Here is a 20,387-nt window from a genome sequence, read left to right as displayed (position 1 = left end):
GCAACCGGGCCGGACGGGTGTCGTTCTAGATGTCGCACTCCCCGTGCAGTTCTGTCGATCAGTCAGGAGGCTCCTATGAGCATCAAGAAGACGGCCGCCGTCGGTGCCGCCGTGGTAGGCATCGTGGCGGCCGGTGCCGGCACCGCGATGGCCAGCTCCGGCGCCGAGGGTGTCGCCGCGGGTTCCCCCGGCGTCATCTCCGGCAACCAGGTCCAGGTGCCGGTCCACGTCCCGGTCAACCTCTGCGGCAACACCATCGACATCATCGGTCTGCTGAACCCGGCGTTCGGCAACCACTGCGTCAACGCGGGCTGACCGACGCCCGGTTCGGCCGGCGCGAGCCGCCGTTCCGCGCTTCCCTCCTGGGGCGCGGGGCGGCGGCTCTCCGCGTTCTCCGGCGCCGCCGGCGGACGCGGGCCCGGCCGGGGGCGTCCCGGCCGGTGCTGTCCGGAGCCTTGTTGCGTTACTTGTCAGTACCTAGAATATGAGACCTGCTCACCTTTCTTTGCTCCGAACCGTCCGGCGTCCCCGGCCGGGCGGCCCCCACCCCGCAAGGAGTCACGAGTGATCAGGTCACCCCTGTCAGGCGCGCGCGGATCCCGGTCGGTCGCGCGCCGCTCCCCCTACGGCGCACTGCTCGCGACGGGCGCCCTCGTCGCCGCCCTCGGTCTGGTCGGCGCCCCCACCGCCCTCGCCGACTCCGGTGCCTCCTCCGCGGCCTCCGCCACCGGCCGCCCGGCCGCGGTCGTCGCCCTCGGCGACAGCGCCATCTCCGGGGAGGGCGCCGGCACCGACACCGGTGACGGCTACTTCCCCGAGACCGACTCGCCCACCAACTACTGCCACCGGCACCCCAAGTCGGAGATCTTCGTCACCGGCATCCCCGACGTCACCCCGATCGACCTGGCCTGCTCCGGCGCCCAGACCGGCGACCTGGTCAGCGACCCCGAACTGGCCGCCATCACCGGCCCCGGCAGCGGGGACTTCGGCGAGCCCAAGCAGGACGTCCAACTCGCGGACGTGGCAGGCCGGTACGACGTCAAGATGGTCGTCGTCACGATCGGCGCCAACGACGACTTCGACTTCAGCGGGATCATGATGCACTGCCTCGCGCAGTACTTCCCCCTCCCCAAGGACCAGGGCTGCCGCGACACCATCGGCAGCGCGGAGATCGCCGAGCGGGCCAGGGCGGTCCAGCCCAAGGTGGTCGCGGCGCTGCGCGACATCCGGCAGACCATGCGCCGGGCCGGCTACGCCGACAACGCCTACCAGCTGGTCTACCAGTCCTACTTCAACCCGATCACCCCGGACATCCGCCGCAACGACTACGTCGGCAAGGTCGCCGACGGCTGCCCGGCGTTCCCCGAGGACCTCGCCTGGGGCCACAACTGGGTGGTTCCGCTCTTCAGCGACACCCTGCGCGCCGCGGCCGAACAGGTGCCCGGCGTCCGGTACCTGGACCAGCGCCGGGTCGCCTTCGGCCACGAGGTCTGCGCCGAGTGGACCAGCTCGCCGTACGAGTACACCAACGGCGATGTGATCAACCTCGCCGAGTGGATCCGCAACGGCTGCGACCAGCAGATCGGCATCCCCGGCCTCTGCATGAACATGGTCCGCCAGTCCTACCACCTGCGGGTGGCCGGCTACCGCGGTGAGGGCGTCTGCCTCGGCCAGTTCTACGCCAGGCCGGACCAGCAGCAGGCCTACTGCACCCTCGACCAGCGGAACACCACCTCCATCCAGCCGCTCACCCCGGGGAAGCCGTTCGGCGACGGGCCGGAGGACGGCGCCTGGTACCAGCTCACCTCCGCCGCCGACGGCAAGGCGCTCGACTTCTCCGGCGGCGGCACCTACGGCGACTCCACCAACGGCCGCGGCGCCCTCACCTACACCCCCACCGGCGGGCTCAACCAGTCCTTCGTCCTGGAGGCCGAGCAGGGCGGCGGTTACGAGCTCGACTTCAGCGGCAACCGGAACATGTGCCTGGACGCCGACGCCGGCTCCACCGCCCCCGGTACCCGGCTCCAGCAGTGGGGCTGCAACGGCGGCGGCAACCAGCACTGGGTCTTCGAGCCGGCCGGCGACGGCCTCTACAAGCTGGCCGACTCCCAGGACCGCACCAAGGTCGCCACCGCCGGCGGCAGCCGCGACGCCAAGGGCAACACCCTGGTCGAGCTCGCCACCGACACCGGCGCCGCCGACCAGCTCTGGCGGCTCACCAAGCTCGGCATCGTCTACCTGCACGGCTGACCCGCCCCGCCCACCCCGCCGCCGCCCCCACCCGGGCGGCGGCGGCCCGCTGCCCGGGGCCGCGCCCGGTCCGGGGCGGGCCCGGGGCGGGTCCGCGACCGGCCCGGGGCGGCACCGGAAGGTCGGCCGGAGAGGCCCGATCCCGTGCCGTAGGCTCGCTCGGCGGCGCGATCGTGGCCGCGCCGACCACGAGCGGGGGCGGGAGTCCAGAGCTGATGAGCACGGCATCGAGTACATCGAGCGCGGAGCCGGCGAGCGCCGAGCCGTCCGGCACCGGCGCCCCCTCGGCCGAGGCCGGGCGGCAGGGCCGCCTCGGCGCCGTCGTGGACCGGTTCGCGCCCGCGCTCGGCGCGTACGCGGTGGTGAAGGCCACCGGCCTGGCCGTGCTCCTGCTGCTGCTCTCGCACACCGGTGACTTCCTCCGGAAGGAGCCGGGCCGCGGCGGGGGCGCCCAGCCCTGGGACGTGCTCGGTACCTGGGACGGCGTCTGGTACCAGCGGATCGCCGAGAACGGCTACCACCCGCAGCTGGTCCCGCTGCACGGCTTCCCGCTCGCCACCTACTACGAGAACTCGGCCGCGTTCTTCCCGCTCTACCCGTGGCTGATGCGCCTGGTCGGCGCCGTCACCGGGCTCGGCCCCTACGGGTCGGGCATCGCGGTCTCGGTGGTGGCCTCGTTCGTCGCGGCGGCCGGCGTCTTCGCCGTCGCCGAGCGGCTCGGCGGGTTCCGGGCCGGGGTGATCGCGGCGGTGATCTGGGGCCTCTTCCCGGGGTCGGGCGTCGAGTGGGCGGTCTACTCGGACTCGTTGTTCGTCGCCATCTCCGCCTGGGCCTGCTACTGCGTGATGACCCACCGCTGGCTCGCCGCCGGCCTGCTCGCCTTCGCGGCCGGCCTCAACCGGCCCACCGCCGCCGCGCTGATCGCGGCCGTCTCGATCTCCGCGCTGGTGGCTCTGGTCCGGCGCACCGACGGCGTCGCGCGACCGCTGACCGCGATGCTGATCACGCCGTGGGGCCTGCTCTGGTACGTCGGCTGGGTCGGCTACCGGATGGGCGACTGGGGCGGCTACTTCAAGCTGCAGCGGGGTGCCTGGAACCGCTACTTCGACTGGGGCGCCTCCACCTCGCGCACCTTCCTGGACGTGATCACCGGGCACTGGGACTTCTGGCAGTCCAACCCCGCGCCCGACCTGATCGCGGTGGCCCTGCTGATGCTCCTGCCCGCGCTGCTGGTGCTGCTGCTGCGCATCCGGCCGCCGCTGGTCCTGGTGGTCTACACGCTGCTGACCGTCTTCACCGCGCTGAGCAGCAACCAGATCTTCGGCAACATCTCGCGCTACCTGCTGCCCGCCTTCCCGCTCTTCATCGGGCTGGCGGTCGCGCTGCGCCGGGTGAAGGTGCCCACCCTGCTGGGCCTGTGCGCGATGCCGACGCTCGCGGCGGGCTGGTACGCCGGGTACGCGCTGTTCGAGCTCGGCATTCCGTAGGCCGGGCCGCACCCGCCGCCCTGCCCCGCCCGCCCGCCGGTACTGCGGGCCGCCGCCCCGCGGGATCGTTGTTCACGGGATCATCTGCCGGCAGACGGCCTTGCTACGCTCGGACGTATGACGACGAGCCCGCCGGTGCGCCGGATCCGAGACCTCTCCGGCCTGCTGGACCACGCCAGCCATGTCCTGGCGACCCGGATGGCGGCCGCCTTCACCGAGCTCGGGATCACCCCGCGCGCCTACTGCGTGCTGTTCCACGCGCTGGAGACCGAGCGCACCCAGATCCAGCTGGCCGAGCTGTCGGACCTGGACAAGACCACCATGGTCGTCACCGTGGACGAGCTGGAGAAGGCGGGCCTGGCGGAGCGCCGCCCGTCCGCCACCGACCGCCGGGCCCGGATCATCTCGGTCACCGAGGCGGGCGAGCGCGCCGTCGAAGAGGGCACCGCGATCGCCGACCGGGTGCACCGCGAGGTGCTGGAGTCGCTGCCCGAGCCCGAGCGGACGGTCTTCGTCTCGGCGCTGACCCAGCTGGTGGGCGGGCATCTGGCGGAGCCGGTGGAGAGCGACCGGACGGTCCGCCGGGCCCGTCGCTCCCGGAACTGAGTATCTCGAAAGAGACCTTCCCGAGAAAGATAGTCCCGAACAAAACAATCTGCTAGCGTCATACCCGGTACTCGACGAACCGGGAGACCCGCCATGACCACGCACGCCCCCAGCACGCCCACCCCGGGCGCACCGGCCCGGAGCGCATCCGCCCCGGACGCGCCCGCCCCGACCCGGGCCGCCTCGGCCCGTTCCCGTGCGCTCGCCCTGGCGGTGCTCTGCGCGGGGATGCTGATGATCATCCTGGACGGCTCCATCGTCACGGTGGCGCTGCCGGCCATCCAGGCGGACCTCGGCTTCTCGTCGGCCGATCTGACCTGGACGGTCAACGCCTACCTGATCGCCTTCGCCGGACTGCTGCTGCTGGCCGGCCGGCTCGGCGACCTGATCGGCCGCAAGCGGGTCTTCGTCGCCGGGCTCGCCCTCTTCACCGCTGCCTCGGTGCTCTGCGCGGTGGCCACCGGCCAGGGCATGCTGATCGCGGCCCGCTTCCTCCAGGGCGTCGGCGGGGCGATGGCCTCCGCGGTCAGCCTCGGCATGATCGTCACGCTCTTCCCCGAGCCGGGCGAGCGCGGCCGGGCGATCGGCGCCTTCAGCTTCGTCGGCGCGGCCGGCGCCTCGATCGGCCAGGTCCTCGGCGGCGTCCTCACCCAGGCCCTGAACTGGCACTGGATCTTCCTGATCAACCTGCCGCTCGGCCTCGCCGCCGTACTGCTCGCGGTGCGGGTGCTCGACACCGACCGCGGCCCGGGCCTGCGGGCCGGCGCCGACACCCTCGGCGCCGTGCTGATCACCGCCGCCCTGATGCTCGGCATCTACACCATCGTCGGTACCGGCGAGCACGGTTGGGCCTCCGTCCGCACCCTCGGCCTGGGCGCGCTCGCCGCCCTGCTGCTGGCCGGCTTCCTGCTGCGCCAGGCCCGCGCCGCCCAGCCGCTGCTGCCGCTGCGGATGCTCCGCTCCCGGACCGTCGCCGGGGCGAACGTGGTGCAGGTCCTCGCGATCTCCGGGATGTTCGGCTTCCAGATCCTGCTCGCGCTCTACCTGCAGAACGTGCTCGGCTACGGCGCGGCCGCGACCGGTCTGGCCATGCTCCCGGCAGCGGTGTCCATCGGAGCCGTGTCGCTCTTCCTCTCCGCCCGGCTGAACGCCCGCTTCGGCGAGCGCAACGTCCTGATGGCCGGACTGGCCCTGCTGGTCGCCGCGCTCGGGCTGCTCGTCCGGCTGCCGGCGGACGCCGACTACGCCGTCCACCTGCTGCCGACCATGCTGCTGATCGGCGGCGGCGGGCTGGTGCTCTCCGGCCTGACCGCGCTGGGCATGTCGGGCGCCGGCGCGGCGGACGCGGGCACCGCCTCCGGCCTCTTCAACACCACCCAGCAGGTCGGCGCGGCCCTCGGCGTCGCCGTCCTCACCACCCTCGCCGCCGCCCGGACCGGAACCCTGAGCGGTGTCGGACACCCCGCGGCCGAGGCGCTGACCGGCGGGTTCCGCCTGGCCTTCGCGGTCGCGGCCGGGCTGCTGGCGCTGGCCCTGGTGGTCACGGCCGTCGTCCTGAAGCCCGCCGGGGCCGCGAGCTCCGCCGAACGGCCCGCGGCGGCGGTGCTCTGACCCGCCGAACCGGACGGGCCACCGGGGCATCCGCCCCGGTGGCCCGCAGGGCTGTCGCGGCGTGGACGGGGCGGGCTGTCAAGGATTCGGAAGGGATTCCGGGGCAATTCTCATGTCCCCCGTCGGGACATGTCGGCTATGCCGGTCTTCGTGGGTTCGCGGAACGGTGCTAAGTGGCCGGAGATCTTCCGGATATGGGCATTAGGTGTGATCATCGCCAAATTCAGGACGGAATCCGTGGCGATGGGGAAAGGCACCCGGCCGTCCTCCCGCCCCGGCGTGCGCCGGAGCGCGGCGCTGCGGCCGGGGGAGTCACAGGGAGCGCGGGAGCGCACGAAAGGGCACCGCGAGGCCGTGCGACGGGGCAGTACGCGAGGGCAGCGTGAGGGCGGTGCGGGGGCAGCACGAGACGACCGGCGGCGAGGGACGGCGACGGCGGAGGAGGCGGGGTGCTGCGCGGGTGGCGGCCGGCGGGGTCGGCACGGGGGCCACCGAGGGGGCGCGGTGCGCGAGTGCTGAGCCGGGTTCTCCGGCCGCCGGCACATCGCGTCGCGACGTTCGAGCGGGGTCCGTACTCCACCGGTGGGTCGGATCGTGACCGACGGTGACCGGAAGGCGGACCGGTCGGCTCAGGCGGGGCGTTCGGCCTGGGCCAGCGTGACGGCGAGGGAGCGCCAGACCTCGGAGGCGAGGTCGATGTTGGCCGCTTCCTGGGCCTGTTGGGCGAGTTGTTCGAGTTCCCGGATGGCGGCGTCGCGCTCACCGTTCAGGATGCGCAGCTGGTTGCGCAGCATGAGGTGCCGGACGCGGTCCCGAAAGGACAGGTGCTCGGGGTGGTCGCCGAGCCGTTCGCAGAGCTCCCGGGCGGCCGGGTGGTCGTCCTGGTGGAAGGCCAGGTGGGCCCGGAGGGTGAGGAACTCCTGCTGGTGGACCGGCAGGTTCAGCAGCTCGACGGCCGGGGCGGCCTCGCGGAGCCGGCGTTCGGCCTGGTCGGTGCGGCGCGGGTCCATCCGCAGGTAGAGCGAGGCGGCGGCGAGTCTCAGCCGCATCCAGAGCACGAGTTCCTCGTTGCCGGCGCCCAGCAGGTCCATGGCCTGCTCCAGCAGGGCGGCGGCCTCGGCGTGCCGGCCCTGGCGGATCCGGATGCTGCCGGCCGTCCAGAACGTCTCGGCGCGCAGGGTGACCGGGAGTTCGTCGACGAGCCGGAGCACCTGGTCGGTGTGGTCAAGGGCCTCGACCAGCCGGCCGGTCTCGGCCTCGACGGAGATCAGGACGAGCAGGGTGCGGGTCAGGTCGCTGCGGGAGAGCTGGTGCTCGGTGGCGAGTGCGTAGGCCTCGGTGGCCATCCGGTGGGCGGCGGGGACGTCGCCGGTGGTCCTCTGACATCGGGCGAGCTGGACCCTGGCTCTGACCTGCAGATGCGGGTGTTCGATCTGGTCGCTCAGCTCGGTGAGCGACTGCAGGGTGCGCTGCTGGTCCTGGCGGGCGCCGCTCTTGCGCTGGTTCTCGGCCAGCATCCAGAGGGACTGCCAGCGCAGCGCGGGGTGGGTCGGGACGCCCTGCTGCACGGTGTCCAGCAGCATCCGGGTGGCGTCCTCGGCGTCGCTCCCGGAGACCACCATGGCGAGCGTCTCGGCGGTGCGGTCGGTCGGTTCGGCCTGGAACGACGAGAGCGGCAGGTCCAGCTTGTCGCAGAGGTAGGCCACCGCGCGGTCGGTCGGCGGGCGGCTGCCCGACTCCAGACGGGAGAGGTAGGCGGCGGACATGCCGGGCCCTGTCAGCTGGGCCTGCGAGATGCCTCGGTTCTGCCGGATCGTCCGTAGCCGGATGCCGAAGTAGGGCTGTGGCAGGGTTTGGAGGGACGTCTGGAGCATGGCGACGACACTGCCACAGCGCCACCGTCATTTGTCAAGCCCGCACCGGGGCCCCGGCAATTCTGTCAACCGGGGCCCGCGCGCAGTGGGATCAGGGCTGGTCGGAGCGGCTCACGGCCACTCGATGTCGCCCTCCTTGCCGTCCGGTACGACGATCGTGATGTCCTTCCCGGCCGTGGTGGCGGAGCCCGAGTGGGCCGTCAGGGCATGGATGCTCTGGGCGGCGCCGAATGCGAGGACCACCGCCAGTCCGGTGAGCGCGAGCGTGCGGCGGAGTGTGTTCATCGTGCTTTCCCTAGGGTTGTTCAGCAGTGAATCCTGGCGGCGGTACGGGCCGGCTTCCCCCCGATCACTCCGCAGCGGCAACGTAGCCCACCTGGGGTTATTTGACAAGCATCTGCCAAAGAGATTGACAAACTTGGCAAGCGATCGAAGGGTGCTGTCTTATGAGGCTGTAGCGGAGAAGGGGGTGGTGGCAGTGACGGGGGCTGTCACGTCCGAGGTCAACAGCGTGCCGATCGCGGAGTTGAGGCCGGCCGACTCGCCGCGGCTCGCGGGCGAGGACAGCGGACATGTCGAGACGCTTGCCCAGAGTGGGACGGCCTTCGACCCGATCCTGGTGCACCGGGCCACCCGGCGGGTGGTCGACGGCATGCACCGGTTGCGCGCCGCCGCCATGCGCGGCGAGCGCCAGATCAGGGTGCGGTACCTGGACGGGCCGGAGGAGGAGATCTTCATCCGCTCGGTGGAGGCCAACGTGGCGCACGGCCTCCCGCTGACCCTGGGGGACCGCCGGGCGGCGGCCACCCGGATCCTCGCCTCCCACCCGGGCTGGTCGGACCGGGCGATCGCCCGCACCACCGGGCTGTCGCCGAAGACCGTGGGGGCGATCCGGCGCCGGTCGAGCGAGGAAAATCCTCAGTCGAGCGCCCGGGTCGGCCAGGACGGGCGGATCCGTCCGGTGGATCCGGTCGAGGGGCGCCGGGCCGCGGTCGCGCTGCTGACCGAGCGGCCCGAGGCGACCCTGCGGGAGATCTCGCAGGCCGTCGGCATCTCGTCCAGCACCGCGCACGAGGTGCGCCGGCTGCTGCGGCAGGGCGAGGACCCGCTCCGGCTGGCCGGCCGGGTCCCGCGGCAGGACCGCCGCGCCCTCCCGGCCCGGACCGCCCAGCGGTCCCGGACCCCGGAGCCGGCCGACCGGTCGGGCATCCTGGAGCGGCTCGCCAAGGACCCGTCGCTGCGGTTCACCGAATCCGGCCGGCTGCTGCTGCGCTGGCTGGGCACCCACGACTTCGACGCGCGGACCGGTCAGGAGCTGATCGCCGCCGTGCCGCCGCACTGCGCCGCCGCCGTGGCCGACCTGGCGAGCAGCTTCGCGCGCGAGTGGAGCCGCTTCGCCGAGGAGCTCGCCCAGCGCGCCGACGTTCCGGACGATGGCCGACCCAAGGCTTCTTGACGCTCGATCAGGGGCGTTGCGAGGATCGACGCGCTGCTGCCGTGAGTGCGACGAGAGCCACCGGCGTGGTGGCTCTCCGCGCGTCCGTCCCGCCTTCTCCCGTGCCCGGCGCCCGCAGCGCGCCGGCACCGCCGGCCCCGGATCCCGGGCCGGCGCCCTGGCCGGCCGGACCGCGACCATCCCTGCTTCCGAACACCAAAGGAGACGGCCGTGGCGCCAGCCACCGAGTCCACTGTCGACATCGCCATCGTCGGAGCCGGCCCCGCGGGCCTGTACGGCGCCTACTACGCCGGCTTCCGCGGCCTGACCAGCGCGGTCATCGACGCGCTGGAGCAGCCGGGCGGCCAGGTCGCCGCGCTGTACCCCGAGAAGCGGCTGTACGACGTGGCCGGCCATGTCGCGGTCAAGGGGCGGGAGTTGGTCGACAACCTGCTGGAGCAGGCGGCGACCTTCGACCCCCGCTACCTGCTCGGGCAGACCGCCACCACCCTCACGCCGAACGGCGCCGGGTGGGAGATCACCACCGACGCGGGCAGCCGGGTCCTCGCCGGGGCGGTGGTGATCTCGGCCGGCATCGGCCGCGTGGTGCCCCGCACCCTGCCGTGCTCGCTGCCCTTCGAGGGCCGGGGCGTCGCCTACCACGTGCCCCGGCTGGAGGAGCACCGCGACCGGGACGTGGTGATCGTCGGCGGCGGCGACAGCGCGGTGGACTGGGCGCTGGCACTGGCCCCGATCGCCCGGTCGGTCACCGTCGTCCACCGGCGCGGCAGCTTCCGGGCCCACGAGCACAGCGTGAAGCAGCTGTACGCCGCCCCGGTCCGGGTCGTCACCGACGCCCAGGTCACCGCCTGCCACGGCGCGGACCGGCTGGAGGGCGTCACCGTCCGGGGGGCCGAGGGCGAACTGGAGCTGCCCGCCCAGGCGCTGGTCGCCGCGCTCGGCTTCTCCTCCCAGCTGGGCCCGATCGCCGACTGGGGCCTGAAGCTGGAGAACCGCCAGATCCTGGTCGACCCGGCGATGCGGACCAGCCTGCCGCAGGTCTACGCGGTCGGTGACGGCTGCACCTACGAGGGCCGGGTCCCGCTGATCTCGGTCGGGTTCGGCGAGGCCGCCACCGCCGTGAACCACGCGGCCGTGGCGCTGCGCCCCGGCGCCCAGCTGGCCCCGGAGCACTCCTCCGACTTCCCGCAGTCCGGTCCGGCCTGAGCCGACGACCGCCCCGACGCGCCCCGGCGCGTGCCGCCACACCGATGAGAGGAAGCCAATGATGACGACACCTCAGATTGATTCGGGCCAGTTCAGCGACGTGATCCCCGGAGTGGTCGACGGGACGGTCACGGCCACGCTCGACGCGGAGGGCAACGTCTCCCTCCACGTCCTGGTCGGCCGGCACGGCCGGAACTCCGAGCGGTGCGACCGCATCGAGTTCATCCTCACCGAGGAGAACGCCCGGCAGCTGGGCGAGATGCTGACCAACGCCACCGCCGCCCGGACCGGTCCGGTGCCCTGCTCGGTGGGCGTCCGGCTGAACTCCCCCTTCAGCGGGACCGAAGCGGACCTCGCCTCCGCCGGTCCGTCGGCGCGTTGAGCTACGCGCTGACGGCCTCCCAGGTCGTGCGGATGCTCGGCGAGTGGAGAGCGGCCGGCCCGGCCTACGCGGACCTCGCGGAGGCCTTCCAGGTGCTGATCTCCGACGGCCGGCTGCCGGCCGGTGCCCGGCTCCCGGCCGAGCGGACCTTCGCCGTCCAGTGCGGGCTCAGCCGCAACACCGTCACCGCCGCGTACCGGATCCTGCGTGAGCGGGGCTTCCTGGCGAGCGACCGCGGGGCGGGCTCGTTCGTCCGGCTGCCGGAGCCCGGCCGGCGGACGCGGGCCCCGTACTCGCTGGCGGCCCGCAGCGCCGGGTCGATCGACCTGGCGGTGGCCTCGCTGCCCGCGCCGGAGGCCGTCCTCGGCACCGCGACCCGGCTGGCCGCCGGTGACCTCGGCCGCTACTCCCACCTGCTCGGCTACGACGTGGCAGGGGTGGCCGACCTGCGCCGGACGATCGCCGAGGACTTCACCCGCCGGGGTGCGCCGACCGACCCCGGCCAGATCCTGGTGACGGCCGGCGCCGACCACGCGCTCGGCCTGCTCATCCGCCTGCTGTCGCGCCCGGGCGAGGCGGTGATGACCGACAGCCCGACGTACCCCAACGTGCTCGACCTGACCAGGGCGCTGGGCCGCCGGCTGCTGACCGTGGGCCTCGGCGCCGACGGCTGGAACACCGACGTCTGGAAGTCCGCGCTGCGCCAGGAGGCGCCGCGGCTGGCCTACCTGATGCCGGACTTCCACAACCCGACCGGCCTGGTGATGCCGGACTCCGCGCGGTCCGCGATCGTCGACGCCTCGCGCGGCTCCGGGACGTACCTGGTGGTGGACGAGGCGCTGCGCGAACTCGCGCTCGACGGCGGCGAGCTTCCGCCGCCGATGGCCGCCTGGTCGACGCCCGATCACGTCATCACCATCGGCACCATGAGCAAGACCTGCTGGGCCGGCCTGCGGGTCGGCTGGATCCGCGCCTCCAAGTCGGTGATCGCCCGGCTGATCGGGTTGCGCAACCTCGTCGACACCGGCAACTCGCTGCTCACCCAGCTCATCGCGCTGCGGGTGCTGGAGGCCGGCGCCGGCCTGCTGCGGGAGCGGCGGGAGCTGCTGCTGGAGCGCCGCCGGGTGCTGGTCGACCTGCTGGCGCGGGACTTCCCCGACTGGCGGTTCACGCTGCCGCACGGCGGGCTCTCGCTCTGGGTGGACCTCGGCGCCAGGCTGGGCTCGCCGCTGGCGCAGGCGGCGGGCCGGCGCGGGCTGGAGATCCTCTCCGGCGGCCGGTTCGGCGTGGACGGCACGCTGGAGAGCCATATCCGGATCCCCTTCGTCGCCGACGAGCGGACGCTGGTCGCGGGCTGCGAGCGCCTCGCGGAGGCCTGGCGGGAGGTCCAGCTGACCGGCCGGGGGAGCCGGCGGACGCAGGCGGCGGCCTGATGCCGGCGGGCCGGCGTCACGGGGCCAGCGCCAGCGGCGCCCCGCCCGCCGGCGCGGGTGCGACCGGCAGTTCGCGCATCCGCCGCAGCGGCGAGAGGAGGACCGGCAGGACGGCGAAGAGCTCGCCGATCACGCCGACCCACATCGCCTGGCGGACGCCGATGCTCTGGCCCAGCACCCCGCCGATCAGCGCGCCCAGCGGCATCGCCCCCCAGACCAGGAAGCGCACCGTCGCGGTCATCCGGCCCAGCAGCGGCTTCGGGCAGAGCTGCTGGCGGAACGCCACCCCGGTGATCTTGAAGGTCATGAAGACCACCCAGCCCAGCGCCTGGAGCGCCAGGGCGACCGCGAACCGCCAGTCGGCCTGGTACATCGGCAGCGCCAGCAGCCAGAGCACGGCGCTGGTGATCATCGCCGCGCACATCGCCGGCCCCTGGCCGAACCTGGTCACGATCCGCACCGTGACCAGGCTCCCGATCAGGCCGCCGACGGCCTCCGCGGTGAACACCAGGCCGCACAGGAACGGCGACAGGTGGAGCTCGCCGGCCAGCAGCACCAGCAGCATCGAGGCACCGATGGTGCCGCACATGTTGGAGATCGCCGCGGTCAGCGTGATCGAGCGCAGCAGCCGGTCACCGAAGACGAACCGCAGCCCCTCGCCGATCTCGGCCCGCAGGCTGGCGTCGGGGTGGATCTCGGGCCGCTCCTCGGGCCGCTTGATCCGGCCCACGAAGAGCGCCGAGAGGACGAAGCTCACCGCGTCGACCACGATCGCGACCGGTGCGGTCAGCGCGCCGACCAGCACCCCGCCCGCGCCCGGCCCGCCGACCTGGATGGTGCTGCGGCTGGCCTCGATCTTGACGTTGGCCTCCACCAGCTGGTCGTCCTCCACGAGGTGCGGCAGGTAGCTGCCGTGCGCCGCGTCGAAGAACGCGGTGCAGACCGACATCCCGAAGGCCACCCCGTACAGCTGGAGGAGCGTCAGGCAGTCCAGCCAGGAGGCGATCGGGACGGAGGCGAGCAGGGCGGCCCGGCCGAGGTCGCCGACGACCATCACCCGGCGCCGGCGCACCCGGTCCACCCAGGCGCCGGCCGGCAGGCCGATGAGCAGGAAGGCCAGGTACTCGAAGGTCACCAGCAGGCCCGCCTGGAAGGGCGTGGCCTTCAGCGTGCCGATCGCGACGAGTGGCAGGGCGATGAGCGTGACGGCGGTGCCCGCCTGGCTCACCGAGTCGGCCGCCCAGAACCGACGGAAGTCGGTATGGCGGAGGAGACTGGTGCGAGGCGGCGTCATGGCGGCCAACACCACCACCCTGGAGCCGGAACGGCCATTGTTTTAGTCTGGGCGAAAACCTCGCAGGGGCGGGCGGAGGACGAGGCCATGGGTGAACTGCGGTTCGGCGTGCACGACATCGTCAACATCAGGTTCGCGATCTCGCCGCTCTGGGAGACGGTCGCCAGCCTCCGGGCGGTCGCCGACCCGGGCCGGCACGTGGTCCATCTGCCGTGGATCAGAAGGGCGCTGGCGCTGCGGCAGGACCGCTCGCTGGTCGTTCGCACGGCGGCGCTCTCCGCCTTGCTGCCGAGGCGCGACCACGGGCCGGCCTTCCTGACCCCGTCGCCGCGCTGCCCGCTGGCCGAGATCGAGGAGGAGCTGGCGATCATGCTGGCCACCCCCGCGGAGGAGGTTCGGGCCGGCCTCGACCCGGCCTGCCCGGGCCGGCCCACCCCGCCGTTCGAGCGGCTGCTGGCCGAGGACCCGGAGCGGGCCCTGCCCGAGCTGGCCGAGGCCGTGCACGCCTGGTGGCTGGCGGCCGTGAAGCCGCACTGGCCGCGGATCCGCGCCGTCCTGGAGGCGGACATCGCCCACCGCACCCGCCAGCTCGCCGAGGACGGCATCCAGCAGGTGCTGGGCGGCCTCCACCCGAGCCTGCACTGGGTCGGCGACCGCCTGGTCTCGCCGGACCTCCCGGCCGCCGGGCTCGACCTCGGCGGCGCGGGCATCACCCTCACCCCCAGCGCCTTCGCGGGCCGCTGCCACCTGCTGACCGCCCGTCGGGCCACCCCGCCCGGCGCGGTCTACCCCTCCCGGGCGCTCGGGGTGCTCTGGGAGCGCCGGGAGAGCGCCGGCGACGGTCTGGCCCGGCTGCTCGGCCGCAGCCGGGCCCAGCTGCTGGCCTGCACCGCCTCGCCGGCCACCACCACCCAGCTGGCCGCCCGTACCGGGCTCAGCCTGGGGGCGGTCTCCCAGCACCTCGCGGTGCTGCGCGACGCCGGACTGGTCACCAGCCACCGGTACCGGCGCGAGGTGAATTACACGGTCAGTGACCTGGGGACGGCCCTCTTGCAGCAGGCGTAGTTCCGGGCGGTATCGCGTTGACAGACCGACCGGCCGCGCAGCATGCTCCTCTGGTGTCCCAATCGAGCCCGGCGCCCAAAAAGAGCCTGATTTCCCACCACGATTTCCGGCAACTCTGGGCCGGCCAGTCCATCAGCCAGATCGGCTCGGCGGTCACGCTGCTGGCCCTGCCGTATCTGGCGATCAAAGAGCTGGACGCCACGCCTTTCCAGGTGACACTGCTCACGATGTTCCAGTACCTCGCATTCCTGCTGCTCGGCCTTCCGGCCGGTGCCTGGGTCGACCGAATGCGGCACCGCCGGGTGATGATCGTGGGCGATGTGGGCCGCGCGATTCTGCTCGGCTCCATTCCGGTCGCCCACGCCTTCGACGCGCTCACGCTGACGCAGCTCTACGCCGTCACGTTCGGCACCTCGGTGCTCACCCTCTTCTTCGACGTGGCCTACCAGAGCGTGCTGCCGTCGCTGGTGGCCGACGAGCAGCTGGTCGAGGGGAACGCCAAGCTCGAAGCGACCCGCAAGGTGGCCGAGGTCGGCGGGCCCGGGCTGGCCGGCGCGGTCATCAACGTGCTCAGCGCGCCGCTGGCCATCGCGATCAACTCGGTCAGCTTCCTGGGCTCCGCGTTCTTCCTGACCAGGATCCGCCGGCCCGAGCGGCGCGCCGAGCCCCGCCCGGACAGCAACCTGCGCAAGGAGATGGGCGAGGGCCTGCGCTTCGTGCTCGGCCACCCGATCCTGCGGCCGATCGCCGCCACCGCGACGATCTCCAACCTGTGGGGCACCATCGGCATCTCGCTGCTGGTCGTCCTGCTGGCGGACACCCTGCACCTGTCGGCGCTGCTGGTCGGCCTGGTGTTCAGCGCCGCGGCGGCGGGCGGCATCGCCGGCGCGGTCCTGGCGGAGCGGGTGGTCGCCCGGCTGGGCCAGGGGCCGGCCATCTGGATCTGCATGGTGGCCAGCACGGTCTGCTGGTTCCTCGCCCTCCCGCTGTACCAGGACGACTGGCGGCTCGCCCTCGGCATCGTGCTGCACGGCCTGGGCTGGATCCCGTTCATCATCTACAACGTCACCCAGGTCAGCTTCCGGCAGCGGGTGACGCCCAAGCACCTGATGGCCCGGATGAACGCCACGATCCGCTTCATGGTCTGGGGCGTGGTGCCGATCGGCGCCCTGCTGGCCGGTGTGCTGGCCGAGAAGTACGGAGTCCGGGCGGCGATGTGGGTGGGCGTGGTCGGCGAGCTCTTCGCCGTCCTGCCGGTGGTGGTCTCGCCGCTGCGCTCGATGCGGGAGCTCCCGACGGCGCCGGAGGACGAGCCCGCGGCGGCCCCCGCCACCGTCTGACCTCCGCTTTCCCCGCATTCCCCGGCCGGATGATCTCCGGCCGGGCCGCGGCGGCCCCGCGCCATTCGCGCACGGTTTCTCCGGACGCCGTCCGATTTCTCCTGCGGGTGGTTTCTCCGGACCCCTGGTAATTTCCCGGCCGGTGGCCGGCTCGATCCGTCGAGCCGGCCACCGGCCTTTTCGCGTCCTGGCACCCGGCGGGGCCATGGTGCCAAGCATGGTGAATTGGCACTGTCCGACCACCGCGCCGGTTGCTAGCGTCCTTATCGACGGGGAATGCGCCATTGAGCCGCACATTCGGAGCAGTATGTGGCGTCTCCCTGGCATGGCAGCGCATTGGTACTAGGAGGAAAACAAGTGGCAGCGGAAACCCTGGACCGCGAGAAGCTCGAAAACCTCGCGGCCGAGCTGATCGAGAAGCAGTTCCAGCGCGTCCCCAAGATGCGCGAGCTGCACGCCGGCGAGTGGACGGACCGGGACTTCTACATCCGTCACATCACCGAGACCGTGCTTCGCATCCGGCTGAACAACGAGGTCGACACCTACGCCCTCTTCAAGGTCGGTTCGAAGGACGACACCCTCGCCGCCCACCTCGCCAAGTACCTGGCGGAGGAGTTCGGCCACGAGAGCATGTTCACCCGTGACCTCTTCAAGTTCGGCCTCACCCAGGAGGACATCGACGCCACCGATGTCTTCCCGTCGACCAAGAAGCTGATGGGTTACCTGCGTCTTGAGGCCGACTCGCGCGGCCCGGCGCCCACGACGGTCTGGGACTGGCTGGTCGAGTGGTACTCCGACCGCTACAACCCGATCATCACGAACAAGGCCGCCGAGGACTTCGGCCGCGAGTTCGTCGCGGGCACCGCGACCCACATCGAGTTCGACGAGTCGCACGACCACGACGAGCTGATGTTCCGCACGGTCGCCCGCGCGGTCGAGGTGTTCGGCACCCCGAAGCAGGCGTACCAGGACCTCACGACCTTCGTGGAGCTCATCGGCGACTACTTCGCCGAGCTCTACGAGCTGACCGTGGGCAGCAAGCAGCCCGCCGGGGTCTGAGTGAGAACGGCACGGGCGCGGCCTCCCGCCGCGCCCGTGCCGGCCGCCCCTGATCATGTCGCGCACCCGTCCGTGAGGGTTGAACACTGATGTCTGAACAACTGCCCGCCTCGCGCGGGCGCGTCCTGATCGTCGAGCCGAGTTCGTCAGGGGTCGCCCTGCTCGCGGAGGCGCACGCGCTCGGTTTCGAGACCGTCGTGGCGTCGGCGGACGTCGACGACCGGCGCCTCCCGGACGCGGCCCGCACCCACGTCGACCGCCTGGTCGTGGTGGACACCAACGACGAGCAGGCGCTGGCCGAGGCCGCCGCCGCGCTCCACGCCGAGCGCCCGCTGGCGGGCATCGTGCCGGGCTTCGAGTTCTACGTGGACACCGTGGCGCGGCTGGCGCCGGCCCTTGGCCTGCCCGGCCTGCGGGCCGACACCGCGCGCGGGCTGCGCAACAAGGCCACCATGCGCCGCCTGGTCGAGGCGGCCGGGCTGCGGGTGCCCCGGCACGCCGAGGCCACCGACGAGCGGGAGCTGCTCGCCGCCGCGGCCCACGTCGGCTACCCGGCGGTCCTCAAGCCCACCGAGTCCGCGGGCAGCATCCACGTCAGCCGCGTCGACTCGCCCGAGCAGCTCCTCGCCGCCTTCCGCAGCCTGCGCGCCGACCACCGCACCGACCTCGGCCGGGTGCTGGACGGCCCGGTGCTGCTGGAGGAGTACCTGGACGGACCCGAGGTCAGCGTCGAGGGGTACGTCGAGAACGGCCGCGCCGTCGTCCTGGCGGTCACCACCAAGATGCTCGGCCCGGAGCCCTACTTCGTGGAGCTCGGCCAGATCATGCCGCACCCGGCGGCCCCGGAGGCCCGGGCGGCCATCGACGCGTACGTCGCCGGTGTCTGCGAGGCGCTCGGCGTGACCCGGGGACCGTTCCACTGCGAGCTGCGGCTGCCGGCGGGGGAGCCGGTCCTGATCGAGCTCGGCGCCCGGCTGGCCGGCCACCGCATCCCGAACCTGGTGGAGGCCGTCACCGGGATCTCCCAGGTGCGGATCATGCTCGCCGGCTACACCGGCCTGACCGCCGAGGAGGTCGGCGCCGAGTCGGCGCCGACCGCCAAGTACGTGGGCATCGCCTGCTTCACCGCCTACGGGCTGACGCGGTACCAGCACATCGAGGGGCTGGACGAGTTGCGCGACCACCCGGACACCCTGGAGGTGAAGCTCTACGTCCGGCCGGGGGAGCCGATCCCGCCGGCCGAGGACTTCCGCTGCTTCCTCGGCCATGTGGTCTACAAGGCCGAGTCGTACGAGGACGCCGCGACGCGCTGGCACGCCGTCCGGGACGAGGTGCGCTTTGTCTAGTCGAGACATCCCCCAGTACCTGGTCGTCAACCGGTTCGACGACGAGTTCGGCGAGTACCACCGGTTCGTGGAGCCGGGCAGCTGCCGGCTGGCGTACATCACGCTGCCGTGCGGCCTGCCGATCCTGGACGAGGAGAGCGCCCTCGACCTCGTCGTGGTCGACGACCTGGAGATCGGGACGCTGCTGCCGATCGCCCGCCGCCTCGCCGAGCTGCACGGCGGCTTCGACGCGATCGTGGGCCCCTCGGAGTACGACGTGCTCTCCACCGCGCAGCTGCGGGAGGAGCTCGGAGTCCCGGGCTGGCGGCCGGAGTTCGTGACGGCCTTCCGCGACAAGGCCCGGATGAAGGACCTCGTCGGTGGCGCGGGCCTGCGGGTGCCGCGGTTCTGCCGGCTGGACGCGGGCAGCACCGCCGCCGGGATCGCCGCCGAGGTCGGGCTGCCGCTGATCCTCAAGCCCCGGGCCGGCTGGTCGGCGCGCGGTGTGGTGCTGGTCCGCGACGAGGCCGAGCTGGCCGCGCTGCTGGTCGAGCAGGGCGCGGAGCTCGAAGGCTTCGAGTGCGAGGAGTACGTCGAGGGCGCGATCCTGCACGTGGACGGGATCCGCCGGGACGGCAAGTTCCACTTCGTCAGCGCGTCGGAGTACATCAACACCTGCCTGGACTTCCTGACCGGCACGCCGCTCGGGTCGGTCCTGCTCGACCCCGGCGCCCGGCTGGACCGGGTCACCGAGTTCACCGGCGGCTGCCTGGACGCGCTGGACCTCGTCGACGGCCCCTTCCACCTGGAGCTCTTCGACACGCCCGGCGGCGAGCTGGTCTTCCTGGAGGTCGGTCTGCGCCCGGGCGGCGCGGAGGTGCCCTTCGTGCACCGCGACCTGTTCGGCATCGACCTGTTCGCCGAGGCGTTCCGGGCCACCCTCGGCCTGCCGCCCGCGGTGCCCGCCGAGGCGCTGCCCGACGGGGTGGCCGGCGGCTGGGTCAGCATCCCCGAACCGCGGCCGTACCCCAGCACGGTGGTGTCCCGCAGCTCGCTGCTGGGCACCGTCGACGAGGTGTACGCGGAGGTCGTCCCCGACGTCGGCACCGTCTTCGACGGCAGCGGCGGGTACGAGCACATCGGCGGCCGGTTCCGGCTGCGCGGCACCGACCACGCCGCCGTGCGGCGCGCGGCGCTCGCCGTGATGGACCGCTACCGGCTGGTGGTCGAGCACGAGGGGCCGGACGCCCGATGACCTCTGCTCTCACCAGTCCGGTCGGGATCCTGATCGCCCGGGGCGGGCCGGACATCGACGAGGTGAAGATCCGCCGGGCCGGCCCCGCGCACCTGGCGGCGGTCCGCGAGCTGACCGGGGCGGCGGGCGCCGCCCTGCCGGTCCGGCCGGAGGCGTTCCACGCCGAGCGGATCGAGGAGTTCTGCCTGATCGAGCAGCTCGGCACGGTGATCGCCTGCGTCGGCGTCCACCGCACCGACGAGGGCGCCGAGCTGTACGACCTGGCGGTGGCGCCGGACCGGCGGGGCATCGGCCTCGGCCGGCTCCTGGTCGCGGCCGTGCTGCTGATGCTCAGCGGCGAGCCGGTGGCGGAGGTCCGGGTGGAGCCGGGGGAGGCCCGGGAGTGGTTCACCGGGCTCGGCTTCACCGAGCTGTCGCCGACCGTGCTGCGCCGGGACACCGCCGGCGGCTACGACGCGCTGGAGACCCTGGGCCGGATCGCCGACCTCCAGATCGAGTTCCAGCGCTCGGGCCGGACGCTGCGCTGGGAGCCGTCCTCCACCGCGCTGCTGATGTTCGCGCAGCGCGGCGGGCTGAAGCCCGAGTCGCTCTGCTGGGCCGGGGTCTGCGGGACGTGTGCCGTCCGGATCAAGCGCGGCACCGTCAGCTACAACACCGACCCGGGCGTCGACCCCGAGGACGACGAGGTGCTGCTCTGCATCACCCGGCCGGTCACCGATCTGGTGCTCGACCTCTGAGCGGACC

18 protein-coding genes are annotated in these 20,387 nt (G+C 72.9%); 15 read left to right on the top strand and 3 right to left on the bottom strand.

Annotation, left to right across the window (positions count from 1 at the left end; genetic code table 11):
• The first annotated feature begins 75 nt into the window (after positions 1-75).
• From ACIF6L_RS01645 to ACIF6L_RS01625, 5 genes are all read left to right on the top strand, one after another.
• On the top strand, positions 76-315 hold the full coding sequence (locus ACIF6L_RS01645; protein WP_329488290.1) for a chaplin: 240 nt from the start codon (positions 76-78) through the stop codon (positions 313-315).
• Between the two features lie 249 nt (positions 316-564).
• Positions 565-2,250 carry an RICIN domain-containing protein gene (locus ACIF6L_RS01640; RefSeq protein WP_396485759.1) on the top strand — a complete coding sequence of 562 codons (1,686 nt, stop codon included), beginning with the start codon at positions 565-567 and terminating at the stop codon, positions 2,248-2,250.
• 215 nt (positions 2,251-2,465) lie between these two features.
• The gene (locus ACIF6L_RS01635; protein ID WP_396485757.1) at positions 2,466-3,737 is read left to right on the top strand and encodes a hypothetical protein; all 1,272 of its coding nucleotides are present in this window, start codon (positions 2,466-2,468) and stop codon (positions 3,735-3,737) included.
• Positions 3,738-3,854: 117 nt separating this feature from the next.
• Entirely contained in the window at positions 3,855-4,343 is a 489-nt protein-coding gene (locus ACIF6L_RS01630; protein ID WP_359834876.1) for a MarR family transcriptional regulator, read from the top strand.
• A 93-nt stretch (positions 4,344-4,436) separates the two neighbouring features.
• Positions 4,437-5,954 carry a DHA2 family efflux MFS transporter permease subunit gene (locus ACIF6L_RS01625; protein ID WP_396485755.1) on the top strand — a complete coding sequence of 506 codons (1,518 nt, stop codon included), beginning with the start codon at positions 4,437-4,439 and terminating at the stop codon, positions 5,952-5,954.
• Positions 5,955-6,583: 629 nt separating this feature from the next.
• Here ACIF6L_RS01625 and ACIF6L_RS01620 read toward each other — a convergent pair.
• Complete coding sequence (locus ACIF6L_RS01620) at positions 6,584-7,828, bottom strand: helix-turn-helix domain-containing protein (protein WP_352286205.1); 1,245 nt, start codon at positions 7,826-7,828, stop codon at positions 6,584-6,586.
• A gap of 111 nt (positions 7,829-7,939) precedes the next feature.
• A complete protein-coding gene (locus ACIF6L_RS01615; RefSeq protein ID WP_329488283.1) occupies positions 7,940-8,113 on the bottom strand; it encodes a hypothetical protein in 174 nt (57 codons plus the stop codon).
• A 193-nt stretch (positions 8,114-8,306) separates the two neighbouring features.
• Between ACIF6L_RS01615 and ACIF6L_RS01610 the strand changes: the two genes are divergently transcribed.
• The 4 genes from ACIF6L_RS01610 to ACIF6L_RS01595 all read left to right on the top strand — a co-directional run bounded on the left by ACIF6L_RS01610 (position 8,307) and on the right by ACIF6L_RS01595 (position 12,305).
• A complete protein-coding gene (locus ACIF6L_RS01610) occupies positions 8,307-9,284 on the top strand; it encodes a ParB N-terminal domain-containing protein (RefSeq protein WP_329488282.1) in 978 nt (325 codons plus the stop codon).
• A gap of 210 nt (positions 9,285-9,494) precedes the next feature.
• Positions 9,495-10,490 (top strand): NAD(P)/FAD-dependent oxidoreductase, encoded by a 996-nt coding sequence (locus tag ACIF6L_RS01605; RefSeq protein WP_329488281.1) that lies wholly within the window; start codon positions 9,495-9,497, stop codon positions 10,488-10,490.
• A 61-nt stretch (positions 10,491-10,551) separates the two neighbouring features.
• Positions 10,552-10,872, top strand: a complete 321-nt coding sequence (locus ACIF6L_RS01600; RefSeq protein WP_329488280.1) for a hypothetical protein — start codon at positions 10,552-10,554, stop codon at positions 10,870-10,872.
• Positions 10,869-12,305, top strand: coding sequence for a PLP-dependent aminotransferase family protein (locus tag ACIF6L_RS01595; RefSeq protein WP_359805105.1), 1,437 nt, complete (start codon positions 10,869-10,871; stop codon positions 12,303-12,305). The genes ACIF6L_RS01600 and ACIF6L_RS01595 overlap by 4 nt, the downstream gene beginning before the upstream one ends.
• Positions 12,306-12,321: 16 nt before the next feature.
• On the opposite strand, the gene ACIF6L_RS01590 is transcribed toward ACIF6L_RS01595, so the two are convergent.
• Positions 12,322-13,599: an MFS transporter gene (locus tag ACIF6L_RS01590; protein ID WP_359805103.1), complete on the bottom strand. Its 1,278-nt coding sequence runs from the start codon at positions 13,597-13,599 to the stop codon at positions 12,322-12,324.
• Positions 13,600-13,686: 87 nt separating this feature from the next.
• Between ACIF6L_RS01590 and ACIF6L_RS01585 the strand changes: the two genes are divergently transcribed.
• The 6 genes from ACIF6L_RS01585 (at position 13,687) to ACIF6L_RS01560 (ending at position 20,380) form a co-directional block, all read left to right on the top strand.
• Positions 13,687-14,664: an ArsR family transcriptional regulator gene (locus ACIF6L_RS01585; protein WP_352286215.1), complete on the top strand. Its 978-nt coding sequence runs from the start codon at positions 13,687-13,689 to the stop codon at positions 14,662-14,664.
• Between the two features lie 53 nt (positions 14,665-14,717).
• A complete protein-coding gene (locus ACIF6L_RS01580; protein ID WP_352286217.1) occupies positions 14,718-16,004 on the top strand; it encodes an MFS transporter in 1,287 nt (428 codons plus the stop codon).
• A 357-nt stretch (positions 16,005-16,361) separates the two neighbouring features.
• Positions 16,362-17,063, top strand: a complete 702-nt coding sequence (locus tag ACIF6L_RS01575) for a hypothetical protein (protein WP_352286218.1) — start codon at positions 16,362-16,364, stop codon at positions 17,061-17,063.
• Positions 17,064-17,152: 89 nt separating this feature from the next.
• Positions 17,153-18,409 carry an ATP-grasp domain-containing protein gene (locus ACIF6L_RS01570; protein WP_359834866.1) on the top strand — a complete coding sequence of 419 codons (1,257 nt, stop codon included), beginning with the start codon at positions 17,153-17,155 and terminating at the stop codon, positions 18,407-18,409.
• Positions 18,402-19,643 (top strand): acetyl-CoA carboxylase biotin carboxylase subunit family protein, encoded by a 1,242-nt coding sequence (locus ACIF6L_RS01565; RefSeq protein WP_396485749.1) that lies wholly within the window; start codon positions 18,402-18,404, stop codon positions 19,641-19,643. The genes ACIF6L_RS01570 and ACIF6L_RS01565 overlap by 8 nt, the downstream gene beginning before the upstream one ends.
• Positions 19,640-20,380 (top strand): GNAT family N-acetyltransferase, encoded by a 741-nt coding sequence (locus ACIF6L_RS01560; RefSeq protein ID WP_359805098.1) that lies wholly within the window; start codon positions 19,640-19,642, stop codon positions 20,378-20,380. The genes ACIF6L_RS01565 and ACIF6L_RS01560 overlap by 4 nt, the downstream gene beginning before the upstream one ends.
• The last annotated feature ends 7 nt before the right edge of the window (positions 20,381-20,387 follow it).

The organism is Kitasatospora sp. NPDC086009 (assembly GCF_044540385.1).
Taxonomy (GTDB): Bacteria; Actinomycetota; Actinomycetes; order Streptomycetales; family Streptomycetaceae; genus Kitasatospora.
This window is presented reverse-complemented; position numbering and strand designations above follow the sequence as displayed.